This is a genomic window from Kitasatospora sp. NBC_01560, from assembly GCF_045208415.1.
Lineage (GTDB): Bacteria > Actinomycetota > Actinomycetes > Streptomycetales > Streptomycetaceae > Kitasatospora.
In genome coordinates this window covers 1,880,331-1,895,584 of record NZ_CP109364.1, presented here as the reverse complement: position 1 = coordinate 1,895,584, position 15,254 = coordinate 1,880,331, and the positions used below count along the sequence as shown (strand labels likewise).

Annotated in this window: 16 protein-coding genes; 8 read left to right on the top strand and 8 right to left on the bottom strand. The window is 75.0% G+C overall.

What is annotated here, in order from left to right; translation table 11 throughout:
• Nucleotides 1–18: 18 nt before the first annotated feature.
• The 3 genes from OH807_RS07765 (at nucleotide 19) to OH807_RS07755 (ending at nucleotide 3,236) form a co-directional block, all read left to right on the top strand.
• Entirely contained in the window at nucleotides 19–1,332 is a 1,314-nt protein-coding gene (locus OH807_RS07765; RefSeq protein WP_406195572.1) for an extracellular solute-binding protein, read from the top strand.
• A 75-nt stretch (nucleotides 1,333–1,407) separates the two neighbouring features.
• Complete coding sequence (locus OH807_RS07760) at nucleotides 1,408–2,391, top strand: carbohydrate ABC transporter permease (protein ID WP_406195568.1); 984 nt, start codon at nucleotides 1,408–1,410, stop codon at nucleotides 2,389–2,391.
• The gene (locus tag OH807_RS07755; protein WP_406195565.1) at nucleotides 2,388–3,236 is read left to right on the top strand and encodes a carbohydrate ABC transporter permease; all 849 of its coding nucleotides are present in this window, start codon (nucleotides 2,388–2,390) and stop codon (nucleotides 3,234–3,236) included. The genes OH807_RS07760 and OH807_RS07755 overlap by 4 nt, the downstream gene beginning before the upstream one ends.
• 242 nt (nucleotides 3,237–3,478) lie before the next feature.
• Here OH807_RS07755 and OH807_RS07750 read toward each other — a convergent pair whose 3' ends face one another.
• A complete protein-coding gene (locus OH807_RS07750; RefSeq protein ID WP_406195562.1) occupies nucleotides 3,479–4,255 on the bottom strand; it encodes a VOC family protein in 777 nt (258 codons plus the stop codon).
• 88 nt (nucleotides 4,256–4,343) lie between these two features.
• Nucleotides 4,344–4,985, bottom strand: a complete 642-nt coding sequence (locus OH807_RS07745) for an alpha-ketoglutarate-dependent dioxygenase AlkB (protein WP_406195559.1) — start codon at nucleotides 4,983–4,985, stop codon at nucleotides 4,344–4,346.
• Nucleotides 4,986–5,249: 264 nt separating this feature from the next.
• Here OH807_RS07745 and OH807_RS07740 point away from each other — a divergent pair, with 264 nt between their 5' ends.
• From OH807_RS07740 to OH807_RS07720, 5 genes are all read left to right on the top strand, one after another.
• Nucleotides 5,250–5,843 (top strand): DinB family protein, encoded by a 594-nt coding sequence (locus tag OH807_RS07740; RefSeq protein WP_406195556.1) that lies wholly within the window; start codon nucleotides 5,250–5,252, stop codon nucleotides 5,841–5,843.
• 735 nt (nucleotides 5,844–6,578) lie between these two features.
• Entirely contained in the window at nucleotides 6,579–6,962 is a 384-nt protein-coding gene (locus tag OH807_RS07735) for a hypothetical protein (protein WP_406195553.1), read from the top strand.
• A gap of 55 nt (nucleotides 6,963–7,017) precedes the next feature.
• Nucleotides 7,018–8,316, top strand: a complete 1,299-nt coding sequence (locus OH807_RS07730; RefSeq protein ID WP_406195550.1) for a hypothetical protein — start codon at nucleotides 7,018–7,020, stop codon at nucleotides 8,314–8,316.
• Between the two features lie 82 nt (nucleotides 8,317–8,398).
• A complete protein-coding gene (locus OH807_RS07725) occupies nucleotides 8,399–8,785 on the top strand; it encodes a roadblock/LC7 domain-containing protein (RefSeq protein ID WP_406195547.1) in 387 nt (128 codons plus the stop codon).
• Nucleotides 8,786–8,930: 145 nt separating this feature from the next.
• Nucleotides 8,931–9,305, top strand: a complete 375-nt coding sequence (locus tag OH807_RS07720) for a hypothetical protein (RefSeq protein ID WP_406195544.1) — start codon at nucleotides 8,931–8,933, stop codon at nucleotides 9,303–9,305.
• A gap of 115 nt (nucleotides 9,306–9,420) precedes the next feature.
• On the opposite strand, the gene OH807_RS07715 is transcribed toward OH807_RS07720, so the two are convergent.
• From OH807_RS07715 to OH807_RS07690, 6 genes are all read right to left on the bottom strand, one after another.
• Nucleotides 9,421–9,816, bottom strand: a complete 396-nt coding sequence (locus OH807_RS07715; protein WP_406195541.1) for a DUF6188 family protein — start codon at nucleotides 9,814–9,816, stop codon at nucleotides 9,421–9,423.
• A 143-nt stretch (nucleotides 9,817–9,959) separates the two neighbouring features.
• Entirely contained in the window at nucleotides 9,960–11,087 is a 1,128-nt protein-coding gene (locus tag OH807_RS07710; protein WP_406195538.1) for an NUDIX hydrolase, read from the bottom strand.
• 126 nt (nucleotides 11,088–11,213) lie between these two features.
• On the bottom strand, nucleotides 11,214–12,272 hold the full coding sequence (locus OH807_RS07705; protein WP_406195535.1) for an SGNH/GDSL hydrolase family protein: 1,059 nt from the start codon (nucleotides 12,270–12,272) through the stop codon (nucleotides 11,214–11,216).
• Nucleotides 12,273–12,416: 144 nt separating this feature from the next.
• The gene (locus OH807_RS07700; RefSeq protein WP_406195532.1) at nucleotides 12,417–13,568 is read right to left on the bottom strand and encodes a glycosyltransferase; all 1,152 of its coding nucleotides are present in this window, start codon (nucleotides 13,566–13,568) and stop codon (nucleotides 12,417–12,419) included.
• On the bottom strand, nucleotides 13,565–14,800 hold the full coding sequence (locus tag OH807_RS07695) for a glycosyltransferase family 4 protein (RefSeq protein WP_406195529.1): 1,236 nt from the start codon (nucleotides 14,798–14,800) through the stop codon (nucleotides 13,565–13,567). The genes OH807_RS07700 and OH807_RS07695 overlap by 4 nt, the downstream gene beginning before the upstream one ends.
• Before the next feature lie 134 nt (nucleotides 14,801–14,934).
• Complete coding sequence (locus OH807_RS07690; protein ID WP_406195526.1) at nucleotides 14,935–15,126, bottom strand: YegP family protein; 192 nt, start codon at nucleotides 15,124–15,126, stop codon at nucleotides 14,935–14,937.
• Between the last annotated feature and the right edge of the window lie 128 nt (nucleotides 15,127–15,254).

The window sequence follows — 15,254 nt, the reverse complement described above, 5'->3', positions numbered from 1 at the left end:
GAGGGGAGGTTTCCACCCATGCGACTCATCGGACGGACCGCTGCGGCCGCCGTGCTCACCGCCACCTGTATCGCCGCCGCGGCCGCCTGTTCGCCCGGCACCGCACTGCCCGCCGGCGACAAGGCCGCGGACGAGAAGACCGGCACGCTGCAGGTCTGGCTGTACAACGAGGCCGGCAACGCGGCGAAGGAAGCGGTGATCGGCAAGGCGGTCACCGAGTTCCAGGCCTCCCACCAGGGTGTCACCGTCAACGTCAGCTACATCGACACCGACGCCTCGGCGCGCGCGGCCAAGATGAAGGGCGCGTTCAACGACCCGAACAGCGCCCCGGACCTCGTCGAGTTCGGCAACACCGACCTCCCCGGTTACGTCGCCGCCGGCGGGCTGGCCGAGATCGGCGCCGACCTCGACCGGTGGAAGGACAAGGCCGACCTCGACCCGGTGATCGCCGGGACGGCCGTGGTGGACGGCAAGACCTACGGCCTGCCGTGGTGGGTCGCCGTGCGCGCGCTGTACTTCCGCACCGACCTGTTCACCGAGGCCGGGCTGGCCGCGCCGACGTCCTACGACGAGCTGGTGGCCGCCACCCAGAAGATCCACGCCGCGCACCCGGACACCTTCGGGATCGCCGTCGGCGGCAAGTACACCTTCGGCGCGCTGCCGTTCGTCTGGGACGCCGGCGGCGACATCGCCGCCAAGGACGGCACCACGTACAAGGCCGCCATCAACTCGCCCGCCGCGCAGGCCGGCATCAAGCGCTACACCGACCTCTTCGGCGAGAACGGCTGCCCGGCGCAGCAGTGCGCCGACCTCACCGGCGGCAAGACCGTCGACCTGTTCGCGGCCGGCAAGTCCGCGATGGCGATCCTGCCCAACTCCAGCCGCAGCAAGGTCGACGCGGGCGCGGTCAAGGAGAAGTACGGGGTCGTGCCGCTGCCCGGGGCGAAGGCCGGCTCGATCGCCCCGGCGTTCGCCGGTGGCAACAACCTGGGCGTGATGAAGGCGGCCAAGCACCGCACGCTCGCGGTCGAGTTCGCCGAACTGCTGGCAAGCCCCGCCTACCAGGGCCAGATGTACGACGCGATGGGCAACCTGCCGACGCTCAAGTCCGTCAGTGCCGCGGTCGCGGCGAAGGACGCCTTCCTGAAGCCCTTCACCGACACCATCGCCGCCGGGACGAAGTTCGTGCCGCTGGACCAGGCCTGGGCCCAGATCGACGCGCAGGCGGTCATCCCGACCATGCTCCAGCAGGTCGTCACCGGCAAGGCGGACGTGGCCAAGGCCTCGGGCGACGCCGCCACGCAGATCACCTCGGCCTTCGCGGCCCACTGATCGCAGGCCCCGGCGGGCAGCCGGCTCCGGGAGGGGCCGGCCCCGCGAGGCGTATCCAGAGAGCAGGTCCCGCACGTGTCCGCATCCACCACGACCGCCCCGGCGGCGCCCTCCCCGAGCGGGCGCCGCCGCGGGGGCACCGCTCCGGCCGCGCCCCCGCGCGGCCGGGGCCGCCGCCGCCCCCCGCTGCTGCTCCTGCTGCCGGCCGCGGTCATCATGATCCCGCTGGTGGCCTACCCGATCTACCAGCTCGGCCTGCTGTCGGTGCTGGACTTCGGGCAGGCCCAGGCGTCCGGGGGAGTGCCGACCAGCTTCGTCGGCCTCGGCAACTACCGGACCATCCTGAGCGACGGCCAGTTCTGGTCGGTGCTCTCGCAGACGGTCGGCTTCGCCGCCTTCTGCGTGGTCGCCACACTGGCCGTCGGAGCCACCCTCGCCGTGCTGCTCACCAGGGTCGGCACGACCGCCCGGCTGATCCTGACCACCGCCGCGATGGCGGCCTGGGCGGCGCCCGCGATGACCGGGTCGACGGTGTGGAGCTTCCTCTTCGACACCAACCTCGGCCTGGTCAACAAGACCCTGGTCGACCTCGGGCTGAGCGGCTTCCACGAGTACAACTGGTTCTACGACAAGTGGACGGCGTTCCTGATCGTCGGCGCCGTGGTGGTCTGGCACTCCTTCCCCTTCGTCATGGTGACGCTCTACGCGGGCATCCGGGCGATCCCCGGGGAGATCCTGGAGGCCGCCGCGCTGGACGGGGCCGGCACCTGGACGACCTTCCGCCGGATCACCGCGCCGATGCTGCGCCCGATCCTGACCATCGTGGTGATCCAGTCGGTGATCTGGGACTTCAAGGTCTTCACCCAGATCTACGTGATGACCGAGGGCGGCGGCATCGCCGGCCAGAACCTCGTCCTCAACGTGTACGCCTACCAGAAGGCCTTCGCCTCCTCCCAGTACGGGCTCGGCGCGGCCATCGGCGTGATCATGCTGCTCGTCCTGGTGATCCCGACGGTCCTCTACATCCGCACCCTGCGACGGACGGGCAACGAACTGTGAACACCCGCAGCCGCCGGCGTCTCGCCGCCAACAGCACCGCCGTGCTGGTGGCCGTGGTGACCGCCTTCCCGATCTTCTGGATGGTCCTCTCCGCCTTCAAGCCCAAGGGCGAGGTGCAGTCGCTGGACCCGAAGCCGTGGACCGCGCACCCCACGCTGGAGAGCTTCCGGCAGGTGCTGAGCGTCGACGGGTTCGGCCGGTACTTCCTGAACAGCCTGGTGATCGCCCTCGCGGTGGTGGTGCTGTCGGCGGTGGTGGTCTTCCTCGCGGCGGTCGCGGTGACCCGCTTCCGGTTCAGGTTCCGCACCACGATCATGGTGATGTTCCTGATCGCCCAGATGATCCCGGTCGAGGCGCTGACCATCCCGCTGTTCTTCATGTTCCGCGACGCCGGCCGGGTCGCGCCGGGGATCGGCCTCAACACCCTGGCCTCGCTGATCCTGGTGCAGCTGGCGTTCTCGCTCCCGTTCGGGATCTGGATGATGCGCGGCTTCGTCGCCGCCGTCCCGGTCTCGATCGAGGAGGCCGCCCAGATCGACGGCGCGAGCCGGAGCCGGATCCTCTGGCGGATCCTGCTCCCGCTGGTGGCCCCCGGCCTGGCCGCGACCAGCGTCTTCTCCTTCATCGCGGCGTGGAACGACTTCGTCTTCGCCAAGACCTTCATCATCAGCGCGACCGAGAACCAGACCCTCCCCTCGGCGCTGCTGGTCTTCTTCAAGCCGGACGAGAACGACTGGGGCGGCATCATGGCCGCGTCCACGCTGATGACCGTCCCGGTGCTGATCTTCTTCATCGCGGTGCAGCGCAAGCTGGTCTCCGGGCTGGCCGGCGCGGTCAAGGACTGAACCGGCCGGCGTCCGGGCCCGCGAGGGAGGAGCTGCGACGGGTGTTGGCGTCCCGGTCATGGAGGTGGGGTCCGTGCACCGTGAACGAGCCGACGGGCAACTCGCGCAGATCGCCGGGACGGTGGGCCTCGCCCGCCGTCTCGGCGTCGACGTGTGGGCTCCCCGGGCTCCACGGACTTCCCGGGCTTCCCTGGCTCCCCGGGCGGGAGTGAGCTCCCCGGCGGTGGTCGGCCCGGCCCGGTTCAGGCCGCCTCGGGCGCGCCCTCCCGGCCGATGCCGATCAGGGTGAACACCGCCCCGGTGTGGTCCCGCAGCACCGCGATCCGCCCGAACGGCGTCGGCTCCGGCCCGTCCAGCACGATCCCGCCGAGCCGGACCGCCCGCGCCACCGTCCGGTCGGTGTCCGCCGCGCCGAAGTACACCGCCCAGAGGGCCGCCGGCCCGTCCGGGTCCACCCCCGGGTTCCCGCCGATCCCGCCGGCCGGCAGCCCGCCGGCCCGGAACACCGTGTAGTCGCCCGCCGGGCGGGCGTAGTCGTACCCGAGGACCTGCCGGTAGAACGCCCGGGCGCCGTCCGGGTCGGGTGACAGGTGCTCGTTCCAGGTGACCGTCCCGGGCTCGTTGACCAGGCCCGCACCCGGGTTCAGCCGGCCCTGCCAGAGCCCGAAGGCCGCGCCGAGCGGGTCCACGGCGAGCGCGCCCCGGCCCAGGTCGGCCACCTCGCCCGGCTCCCGGACGATCCGCCCGCCGGCCTGCCGGACGGCCCCGGCCGCCCGGTCGGCGTCGTCCACGGCGAGGTAGGTCGTCCAGCCGAAGCCGCCCCCCGCCGGGGCCCGGTGGACCAGCCCGGCGACCTGCGCCCCGTGCAGGGTGGCCACGGAGAGGCCGGTGAGCCCGTCCGGCTCGACGAAGTCCCAGTCGAACAGCTCCCCGTAGAACAGCTCGGCCCGCCGTACGTCCGGCACGGCCAGCTCGACCCAGCACGGCACGCCCTCCCGGTACCTGCCCGCCTTCGGCATGCCGTCCTCCGATCCCGGTGGAACCCCCGGCCAGCCTCCGCCGCCCCGGCCCCCGCGGCAACCGGGGCGGGCGCCGCGGGGGCCGGGCTCAGGCCACGCCGTGCGGGCGGAACTGGACGCTGATCCGCGGGCCCGCCGGCCGGGCGGTCTTGGGCACCGCGTGCTCCCACGTCCGCTGGCACGACCCGCCCATGACCAGCAGGTCCCCGTGCCCGACCAGGTGCCGCACCACCGGCCCGCCGCCGCCCCGGGGCCGCAGCAGCAGCGCCCGCGGCTCGCCCACCGAGAGGATCGCCACCATGGTGTCCTCGCGCGCGCCGCGCCCGATCCGGTCCCCGTGCCAGGCCACGCTGTCCCGGCCGTCCCGGTAGTAGCAGAGCCCCAGCGTGCGGAACGGCTCGCCCAGCTCCGCCGCGTAGTGCGCACTCAGCGCCGTGCGGGCCGTGCCGAGCAGCGGGTGGGGCGGCTCGTCGCCAGCCCCGTACGAGGCGAGCAGCCGCGGGACGGCCACCACCCGCTCGTACATCTCCCGCTGCTCCGCCCGCCAGGGCACCTCGGCGGCGAGGCGGTCGAACAGGAGGTCCGCCCCGGTCACCCACCCGGGCAGCACGTCCACCCAGGCGCCCGCCCCGAGCAGCTGCCGCCGCAGGCCGCCGAGCGGGCCGAGCGCGATCCCGCGCCGGTCGGTGTCGTCGAACAGCGAGGGCTGGAGGTGAACGGTGCCGTGCATGGGGCCAGCCTACGCCTTGAATCGAACACATGCTCGAACGAAGGGGTGGCCGACCGCCGGTTTCCGGTGTCACCGGCCGCGGTGGTTGTCAGCTGGTCGCGCAGACCGTCACCACGACTCGACCAACCGGTGGCAGATGCGGTGACCCGCGCGAGGCGAAGCCCCGGCTCGCGGAGCGTTCTCCGGTGGCGACTGCCGTGGCCGGGCACGTCCGGGCGGGCAAAGGCGGTGCGCGACGACCCCCCGGTCAGCAGACTGGTCCGCATGACAACTGCCAGGGGCCCCAAGGAAGACTTGCGGATCTACCTCCAGGACGCCCGCGACGTGCTGCTCTGGAAGCTCGAAGGGCTTTCGGAGTACGACGTCCGCCGCCCGCTGACCCCGACCGGCACCAACCTGCTGGGCCTGGTCAAACACCTGACCGGGGCCGAGGCCGTCTACTTCGGCGCGACCTTCGGGCGCCCCTTCACCGGCCCGCCGCTCTGGATCACCGGGGACGCCGAGCCCAACGCCGACCTCTGGGCCACCCCCGACGAGAGCCGCGAGGAGATCGTCGGGTGGTACCGGAGGGCGTGGGCGCACTCGGACGGGACGATCGGCTCGCTGCCGCTCGACGCCACCGGCCGGGTGCCCTGGGGCAACCGCAACGAGGTGACTCTGCACGGCTCGCTGGTCCATATGATCTCGGAGACCCAGCGCCACGCCGGCCACGCCGACGTCGTCCGCGAACTCATCGACGGCACCACCGGCCAGCGCCCGGACGGCGAGAACACCGCCCCCGGCGACCGGGCCTGGTGGCAGGCCCACCACGACCGGGTCGAACGGGCCGCCAAGGAGGCCGCCGGCTCCCGGGGGTGAGGTCCGCGGGGTGCCGTTCGATTTCTGACCAGGCGTGATGTGCTGCTACTGTTCTTCCCGTCGAGAGGAAACGTTCTCTCGGCCAGGCGTCAGTGGTGCTACTGGAGCACGTCCTACTTTCAGTAGGAAGAGTCCGTTCGACCCGGGCCTGGCGCTCCACCCGGAGGGGCCGTTCCGCATCGGAACGGCCCCTCCGCCGTTTCCGCATCGTCTCCCGCCGTGTCCCGTCGCGCCCCTCGTCGTTTCCTGTCATGGGCGCCGGCCGTGGTGCTCCCTGTCGTGCCTGCGGGTGCGCCGCCGTCGGGCCGCGGTCGGCGGGCGGTGCGCAACCCCCTCGGTCGCCGTCCGGGCGCGCCGCATGTGCCGGTGTGTTCGCGCGTGCCGAGGTCGCCGGTGCCGGTCGCCCGAACTCCGGCGCAGCTGCTCGCTCCTTAGCGCAGTCGCCGGCCGAAACCTTCCGGCGTGGCCGACAACCGGCCAAGGTCCCGCTCCAGGTGGGCCGATGGTGCCCGGCCGGCCTCGCCTCCGGCCAGTGGGTTTCGGTACACGTCCCAAACTGACGAGTCGTCACAGCTTGGCCGAAAGTAGCTGCCATAGATGTGAATATGCCATTGGAATGTTCGTCATACGGAATCCGCCAGTAGCCTTCCGTGTCGAACCCGCCACTGCTCGTGGTGGTCCGGTCGGCGCCGGCCTCGTGCGCCCGGCTGTCCCGAACCCTCCGAAGGAGCCCGAGTGCCGGGTATCGACGAATGCCTGTCCGGGGCGATGGCGATCGCCGGCGCCCGTGCAGCCAGCCTCATCGACTGGAGCAGCGGACTCGCCCTCGGTAGTGCCGGCGTCAGCCCCACCGGCGACCACGAGACCTCGGCCGCAGAGGCAACGGACTTGGTTCGGGCGGCGGTTGAGAGCGAGACCTTCACCGTGGCGGAGGACCGGCGCTCGCCGTTGCAGGACATCATCCTCACTGCGGGGCGCAGTTACCACCTGATCTGCTTCATCGACACCGTCTTCGACAGTCCGCTCGTCCTGCACCTCTGGCTGGACCGGACGGAGGGCAATCTCGCCGCGGCCCGCTACCGCCTCCAGGCGCTCGCCGAGGAACTGGTGCTCGGATGACGGGCGCCGGGACGAATCCGCGGACGAACGCGCCGGTCGGCCACGGGCGGTCGTGGTGAACGCGGCGGAGGCCGTGACGGCCTGTTCGGTTCAGACGGTCGGGTCTGCCGCCGGCAGCCTCGGCCCCGCCGGGCATCGCGGCCCCGGCGGCGGCAGTGTCCCCGTCGGCGGCAGCGGCCGCGTCGGCGGGAGCAGGCCCGCCGCAGGCGGCCGGCCCGACGGCGCGGCCTGGGCCGCCGCCGCCGGGGCGGCCGGGGTCGTCGAAGCCTGCCGTGCGGTCGAGCAGTTGGCCGCCGAGCGGGCGACCGGTGTGCTCCGGGCCCCCGCCGGCGCGGTCTACCTGGCCGGCGGCCTGGTGGTGCACGCGGAGTCCGACCGGGCGCCCGGCCTGGCCGCGCTGCTCGCCGGCTGCGGGCGGATCGGGGCCGACGCCTGGCGGGAGACCGTCCGCACCTACGGCCCACAGGGCCGGGTCGGCACCGCCCTGGTCGAACAACACCACTTCACCCGGGCGGAGTTGGAGCTCTGCCAGCTCGTGACCCTCTACGACGCCGCGTACTTCGTGTTCGGCGCCGCCCGCGCCTCCGCCGGCCCGTGGTCCTTCGAACCGGGGGCCCGGCACTGGCTCGGACCGGTGGTGGGGGTGAGCGTCCGGCGGCTGCGCGGGGAGGTGGAGCGCCGGCGCCGGCTGCTCGAAGCCATCTGGCCGTGGCCGCAGCTCGACACCGCGCCGGTCCGTCCGCTCGCCGTGCAGGAGCGGTGCGCCGCCGGCCAGGGCGGCCGGTCGGGCCGGGCCAAGCCGCCGAGCCGCCGCCAGCGCGAACTGCTCGACCACGCGGACGGGCGAAGAACCCCGGTGGAGCTGGCCCGGCTGCTCGGCCGGTCGGCGTTCGCGACCACGGCCGACGTCCGCCGCCTCGCCGCGGCAGGACTGCTCGCGACTCCCGGGCGCAGTGCGCCACGGCATGCGGCCCAGGTGCCCGCCCAGGGCCGCCCCGCCGCAGGCCGTCCGCCGGCCGGTCCGCCGCCGACGGGTTCGTCGGCGGTAGGTCTGCCGCCGGTAGGTCTGCCGCCGACGGGTTCGCCGGTGGTCGGTCCGCCGCCGGCCGGTCCGACGGCGGTGGGTCTCCCGGCACCCGGCCGGGCCGGCGGCGGGCTGCACCGCCGGATTCCGGGGGCCGCCCTGGCCGCGCTGCTCCCGTCGGGTGCCCGCTCCACCGGCCCCTCGCCCCCCGTGCGGCCGCCGACCCCGGTCCACCCGCCGACCCCGGCGGCGGCCCACCCGCTGACCGTTCCCGACCCGGACATCGCGCTGCTGACCCGGGTCCGAACCCTTCTGGAGGCCCGACTTTGAACCACTCCCCGCCCGCTACCCCGTTCTCGCGGCCATGAGGCGGGCGCTCAAGCAGCGTGTCGGAAGGAGACAACTGATCGCCTTGGAGACCGAGCTGCTGGCCGAACTGCGTGCTCTCAAGCACCGGGTCCCGCACCTCGCGGGCGGCCTCGTGGCCAGTGTGGACGGCCTGCTGGTCGCGCACGACACCCACGGGGCCGAGCCCACCGGGCTGGCCGCGATGACCGCCGCCTCACTCGGCCTGGCCCAACGGCTCGCCGACACCACCGGGCAGGGGGAGTTCCGGGAGTCGCTGGTGCGCGGCGAGCACGGGTACGTGGCCACCTACGCGGCGGGCGGCAGCTGCGTCCTCACGCTGTTGGCCCACCCCGACGTCAACGTCGGCCGCCTGCACCTGGAGGCCCGCCGCTCCGCCCAGCGCATCACCGCGCTGCTCAGCGACGCGCTGACGCCGAAGGAGTCCCTGTAGAGCCGCCCGCCCCGCCCCGACGACCCAGGCCGACCCGACGGTCCCGACCGTTTCGGCGATCCACCGCACCCCACCGACCGACGTACCCGGCCGATCTCCCGATCGGCCCCTCGACCGACCCTTCCGAAGACACTGGAGAACTGACATGACGGACGCAGCAGGCGCGCTCAAGCAGACCATGACCGCGATCGAGGGCGCCCTCGGCGCCGCCCTCGTCGACTACAACAGCGGGATGGCCCTCGCCACCCTCGACGGCCCCGGCGGATTCGACCTCAACGTGGCCGCCGCCGGGAACACCGACGTCGTCCGGGCGAAGATGCGCACGATGGACATGCTCGGGCTGCAGGACGGCATCGAGGACATCCTCATCACCCTGAGCAGCCAGTACCACCTGATCCGCCCGCTCACCGGCCGCAGCGGCAAGGGCCTGTTCCTCTACCTCGCGCTGGACAAGGGCCGCGCCAACCTGGCGATGGCCCGCCACCAGCTGACGAAGATCGAGAACGATCTGGAGGTCTGACCACGGACCGGACGGCGGCCGGGCTGCCCCCGGCCCGACCGTCCGGTGGACGGGCCCCGCGCCGCGCGGGGCCCGTCCCGCTCCTCCGGCCCTGCCGCCGGGTGGCACGATCCGCTCACTGCCCCGGCGTTGCCGGCTCCGCCGTCCAGGCCACCTCGCCGCCCGCCAGTCCGGCGCAGACGGCGCCCTCGGCCGTGCCCACGCTCCAGGGCGCGACCCGTGCGTGCGGCGGCACCGAGAGCACGGCGCCACCCTCGAACGTCAGCTCCAGGCCGCCCGCCATGGTCACCCGCGCCGCATCGACGGCCCGCCCGACCAGGCCGAGCAGGGCGGGGGAGGGGCGGAAGGTGAGGGCGGGGAAGAAGTGCTCCACCTCGGACGGCGCGGCGAACACGAACGTGTGCGCCGCCCGGACGGTCACCGGCCCGTCGAGGGTGAGGTCGAGCCGGCCGCCGCCGCTGACCGCGACCACACGCCGCCCGGACAGTGCCTCTCCGATCGCGTTCTGCATGGCCCCAGTCTGGACCAGGAAGGCCCGCCCGGTCCGCGGACCGGCCCGTCCGCTCTCGGCCTCTCGGCCTGTCGGCCTGTCGGGGGCCGTCCGGGCCCGTGGGCCGGTCGGGCCCCGCACCGCAGCCGCACCGCAGCCTTGGCTCAGCCGGCCGGCCGTCCGCCGACCAGCTCGGCCGGACCGCCCGGGCGGTCGCGGGCGGCGAGCGCGGCCGCCGTCCGGGCCCAGGACGACGCGGACAGCAGGGCCCGCGCCTCCACCGGTGTGCAGAGCCGCCACTCGACCAGCTCGTCCTCGGCGAGCGCGATCGAGGCGAGCTGCCCGTCCGTCACCGTGCCGCCGTCGAACACGTACACCAGGACGGCCGTGTCCCGCCCGGTCGCCGGTTCGGCCGTCCGCCCGGGCAGCCAGTCGAGGGCCAGCAGCCGGCCCGGTGCACACTCCCAGCCCAGCTCCTCGCGGACCTCCCGCCGGGCCGCCGCCCGCGGCAGCTCCCGGTCCGCCTCGATGCCGCCGCCGGGCAGCACCCAGTACGGCTCCTCGCCGCCGGGGCCGGACCACGGGCGGAGCCGCACCAGCAGCACCCGCCCGTCCGCGTCGGTGAAGAGCGTGCGCGCCTTGGCCCGGATCCGGGGGCGGGTGGCGTAGTAGGTGTCCCGGTCGAGCGGGGGTTCGACGGGCGGTGCGGCCACCGACGGTCCGGCCGCACCGGTGAGCGTGATGCCCGCCAGCCGGGTGTACTCGGGCGCGGGGCCGGCGGTCAGATGGTCGAGCGTGTGCCCGACCGACAGGCTGTCCTCCAGCTCCAGCGGCCCGGCCGCGCGCGGGGCCCGCAGGCAGGCGCTCACCCGGCGCGACAACCGCGGCGGCAGCGCGTGGGCGGCCTCCTCCGGCGTCAGCCAGCTCCAGCCGCCCACCTCCGCGGCGTCCGGGGTGAATGCGGCCGCCTGCTCCGGCGTCAGCGGCTCGGCCCAGTAGAGGAAGGCGGCGATCGGCGGCCGGTCGTCGTCGAGTGTCCAGTCGATGCAGGCCAGCGGCCCGAGCCGGGGCGTGAACCCCAGCTCCTCGGCGATCTCCCGGACGGCCGTCCGGCGCGGGGAGTGGTCCTCCGGCTCCCAGCCGCCGCCCGGGACGGCCACCGGATGCTTCCGGTCGTACGGCAGCCGGACCACCAGCACCCGGCCCCGCCCGTCCGGGAACAGCACCCCGGCCGCGGCCAGCAACGTGCGCCCCGCACGGCCGTCCTGACTACCCGCAGGCGGTGACGACACCACAGCAGCTCCCTCCGACCGGCCGGGCAGTCACCCCGCCCGCTGCCCACGACGACTCTCCCGCCCACCCCGACGGTTCCGCAACACCCGGAGGAGGGGAACCGGCGCGGTATCCGGCGGTGCCGTTCACGGCGAGGCTCCGCCGATTCGTCGCGCCGTCCGTCCGGTCGGTTCTCCGGAGGCCGCGCCGGGGGCGTGACCGCGGTCGTCCGGCCGGGGCGGGGGCACCCGGACGGACCCGAGCGAGCCGAGCGCCACCTCCGTCGCGCGGGCCATCCGTTCGTCCTCGCGGCCGTCGGCGCCGCGGAGCCGTGCGAAGCTCTCGGCGGCGGCCAGCGCGAGCAGACCGGGCAGCAGATCGGTACTGCGCTCGGCCACCCAGCGGGTGCCGCGGGTCGCCATCCACCACAGGTCGGCCGATCGCCCCGGCGGAGGCTCGGCGGGCTCCGCCGCCGGGGCCGGTCCGAGCGGCCGGCCGGCGGTGGCGAGTAGCGCGTGGAAACCGCGGGCGATCAGGTGGTGGCCCTGGGCACTGGGGTGGAGCCGGTCCGCGCTCAGCAGCCGCCGCTGGACCGTCCACGGCAGCTCGGCGACGTGCAGGTGGACGGCGCGGTGCCGGACGGAGAGGGCGTGCACCACCGCGTTCACCGCGCGCATCCGCCGCGCCAGTGGCCGGGCGAGCGGGCGCGGGAGCCGCAGCAGGGAGCCGGGATCCGGCAGACAGGCGGTCAGTACCAGAGCCCCGCTGTGCGACAGTGCACCGAGTGCGGCGTCCAACTCCCTTGCGGTGCGCCCGACATCGAATCCGGTTCGCAACGTGTCGTTGCCGCCGACCACGACGGCCGCCAGCTCCGGGCGCAGTGCCAGCGCGGTGGGCAGCTGCTCCGCGCCGAGCTCGGTGCTGAGCGCACCACTGCGTGCGAGATTGGTGAACTCGACACCTGGGTCGGCCGGCGCCAACGACCGGGCGAGCAGCGCCGCCCAGCCCCGCAGACTCCCGGCCACCTCGTCCCCGACCCCCTCCGTGAGCGAATCCCCGAGGGCCACGAACCGCACCGGCCCGGTCGTCCGCCGGCCACCCGCCTCCCGTTCCCGGCTCGCCTCCCGGCTCGCCTCCCGGCCCGCCTCCCGGTCCCGGACCGGTACCGTCCCGCCGTCCTCGTCCGCCACCGCAACCGTGCTCACTGCCTGCCTCCTGCTCCTCGTACTCCCCGTACTCCCCGTACTCCTCGTTCTCCTGGTCCGCACCGCCGGCGGGGCACGTCGTCGGTGCGGGGCGTCGGCCCGGCGCGGGACGTCGGCCCGGCCGACCTCCCACTCCGGGCGGGGTCATCGCCGAGGGGGCGCCCCGCCGTGGACGGCGAGGAAGGCGGCCACGGCGGCGGGCCAGCCGTACTGCTCGGCCCGCGCCCGGGCCGCGCCGCGGCGGGCGGCCTCGGGGCGGGTCAGCAGGGTGCGGACGGCATCGGCGAAGCCGGCCCCGGTGTCCTCGGCCGCCACCCCGGCCGGGCCGACCAGCCCCGGGAGCGCCGAGGAGCGGCTGACCGCCACCGGGGTGCCACAGGCGAGCGCCTCCATCGCGGCGAGGCCGAAGGTCTCCACCGGCCCGGGCGCGAGCACCACGTCGGCGCAGCCGAGCAGCCGGGCCAGGGCGCCCCGCCCGGCGACGTGACCGAGGAAGTGCACCGGCAGCCGGAGCCGCGCGGCCCGGGCGGCGAGCCGGGCACGCAGCGGTCCCGTCCCGGCCACCACGAGGACGGCCGGCACTTGGCGCGCCCGCAGCACGGCGAGCGCGTCGACGGCCCGTTCGGGGTGCTTCTCGGGCGAGAGCCGCGAGCAGAGCACCAGCAGCACCTGCCCGGGCTCCGCGTACCGGGCCCGGTCGGCGGTGCGTTCGTCGGCGGTCGGCGGCCGCAGGGCGGTGAGGTCCACGCCGAGCGGTGCGCGGGCCAGGTTCCGCACCCCGAGGCGGCGGAACTCCGCCGCCGCCCAGTCCGTCGTGCAGACCACGCTGTCGTAGGACCGCGCCGTGCGGGCGTTGAGCCGGTCGGCCGCGGCGTCGGCGAACGGGGCGGGCAGACCCCAGGTGCGGAGCAGTCCGGCGGCGCTCTCGTGCGACACCATCACCGAGCGGATGCCGTGCCGGCGGGCCCAACCACCGGTCCAGCGCAGGGTGGTGCGGTCCGAGACCTCGATCCGGTCGGGGGCCAGCCTGGTCAGCTCGTGCGCGACCGCCGGCCGGTCGGTGAGCAGCCGGTAGCCGCCGCTGCCGGGCAGTACCGGCCCGGGCAGGGTGACCACCAGGCCCTGCGCGGTCTCCTCCTCGCTGCGCCGCTCGCCGGGCACGACGAGCACCGGGACGTGCCCGGCCGCCCGGTACCCGGCGCCGAGGTGGTGCAGTGCGGTGCGCAGCCCGCCCGAGACCGGGGTGACGAAGTTGGCCACCCGGACGATTCTGAGCGGGTTCCCGTCCCCGGTCATGCGGGCAGCTCCTCCCCGAGGGGAGCGGCCGCGGCCGGGGCCGCCGGCGCCACCCGGGAGGCGTCGGCCGCCACGGGCACGGCGAGCCCGCGGTGCTCGGCCAGCACCTCCGCGTAGTGCTGCAGCAGCGCGTCCCCGACCGCCTCCCAGCTACGGCCGGTCACCTCCGCCCGCCCGGCGCGCCCGTAGGCCGCGCGCAGCGCGGGATCGGCGGCGAGGTCCCGCACCGCCCGGGCGACGGCGGCGCCGTCCCGGGGCGGCACCAGCAGGCCGGTCCGGTGGTGGGCGACGAGGTCCAGCGGCCCGCCGGCGGCCGGTCCGACCACCGGGACGCCGCTGGCCATCGCCTCCTGGATGGTCTGGCAGAACGTCTCCAGCGGGCCGGTGTGCACGAACACGTCCAAGGTGGCGAAGCACCGGGCGAGTTCCTCGCCCGTCCGGCGGCCGAGGAAGACCGCGCCGGGCATCGAGGCCTTCAGCCCGGCGGCGGACGGCCCGTCGCCGATGACCACCACCCGGACGCCGGGCAGCGCCGAGGCGGCGGCCAGCAGGTCGACGCGCTTCTCGGGCGCGAGCCGCCCCACGTAGCCGACCAGCACCTCCCCGCCGGGAGCGAGCGCCCGGTGCAGCGCCTCGTCCCTGTGGCGCGGGTGGAAGCGCGCCGAGTCCACCCCGCGCGGCCAGAGCCGGACCCGCGGCACACCGTGCGCGGTGAGGTCCTGCGCCGCCGGGGTGGACGGCGCGAGGGTGCGGACGGCGGCCCGGTGGATGCCGCGGATCCGGTGCCAGGCGGCGGCCTCGCCGATCCCGCGCCCGGCCCGGTAGGCGTGGGCGTAGCCGGCCAGGTCGGTCTGGTAGACGGCGACGGCCGGCACGCCCAGCCGGGCGGCCGCCTGCATGCCGCGCGCGCCGAGGACGAACGGGCTGGCCAGGTGGACCAGGTCGGGCCGGTGCCCGGCGACGGTGGCGTTGAGCCGCCGGCTCGGCAGGGCGATCCGCACCTGCGGGTAGCCGGGCAGCGGGACGGACGGGATCCGGACGACCGGCAGTTCGGCGGAGCTCGGGCCGGCCCCGAAGGTGTGCGGCGGGCAGTCGGCGCCGCGGGCGGGTGCCGGGGTGACGACGAGCGGCTGGTGCCCCCGGCGGACGAGGTGCTCGGCCGTCCGCAGCACGCTGTGGGCGACTCCGTTGACCTCGGGCGGAAAGGATTCGGTGACGATGACGACGCGCATGCCAGAGTTCTGTCCGGGCCCGGCGTGCACGCGGCCAAAGGGATCTGTCGTACAAACGAACGCGGGTCGGCGATTTGCACCACCGACCCGCGTTCCCGCTGCTACCCCGCCGGACGCGGCGGGCACCCGGCCGCTCAGGCCGGACCGGCCACCGACTCCGTCAGCTCCGCGTACGGCGCGAGCTTGCGCAGCGACTCGATGCTCCGGATGCAGTCGTCCCGGCTCTCCTGCGGATCCCCGGTCACCACGACCGCCCCGTTGCTCGCCTTGAGCCGGAACCGGTGCATGCCGGTGCCGTCGGTGTACAGCTCGAATTTTCCTGCCATGGCAGCGTTCGCCTTTCCTACGGGTGGCCCCCTCGCATCGCAACGTAGGGCCAAAGGTCTTTCGGTGCTTGTCAGATGACCCATCCGGGCGATCGCGGGCCCGGGCGGTCCGGGGCCCGGCGTGCCGG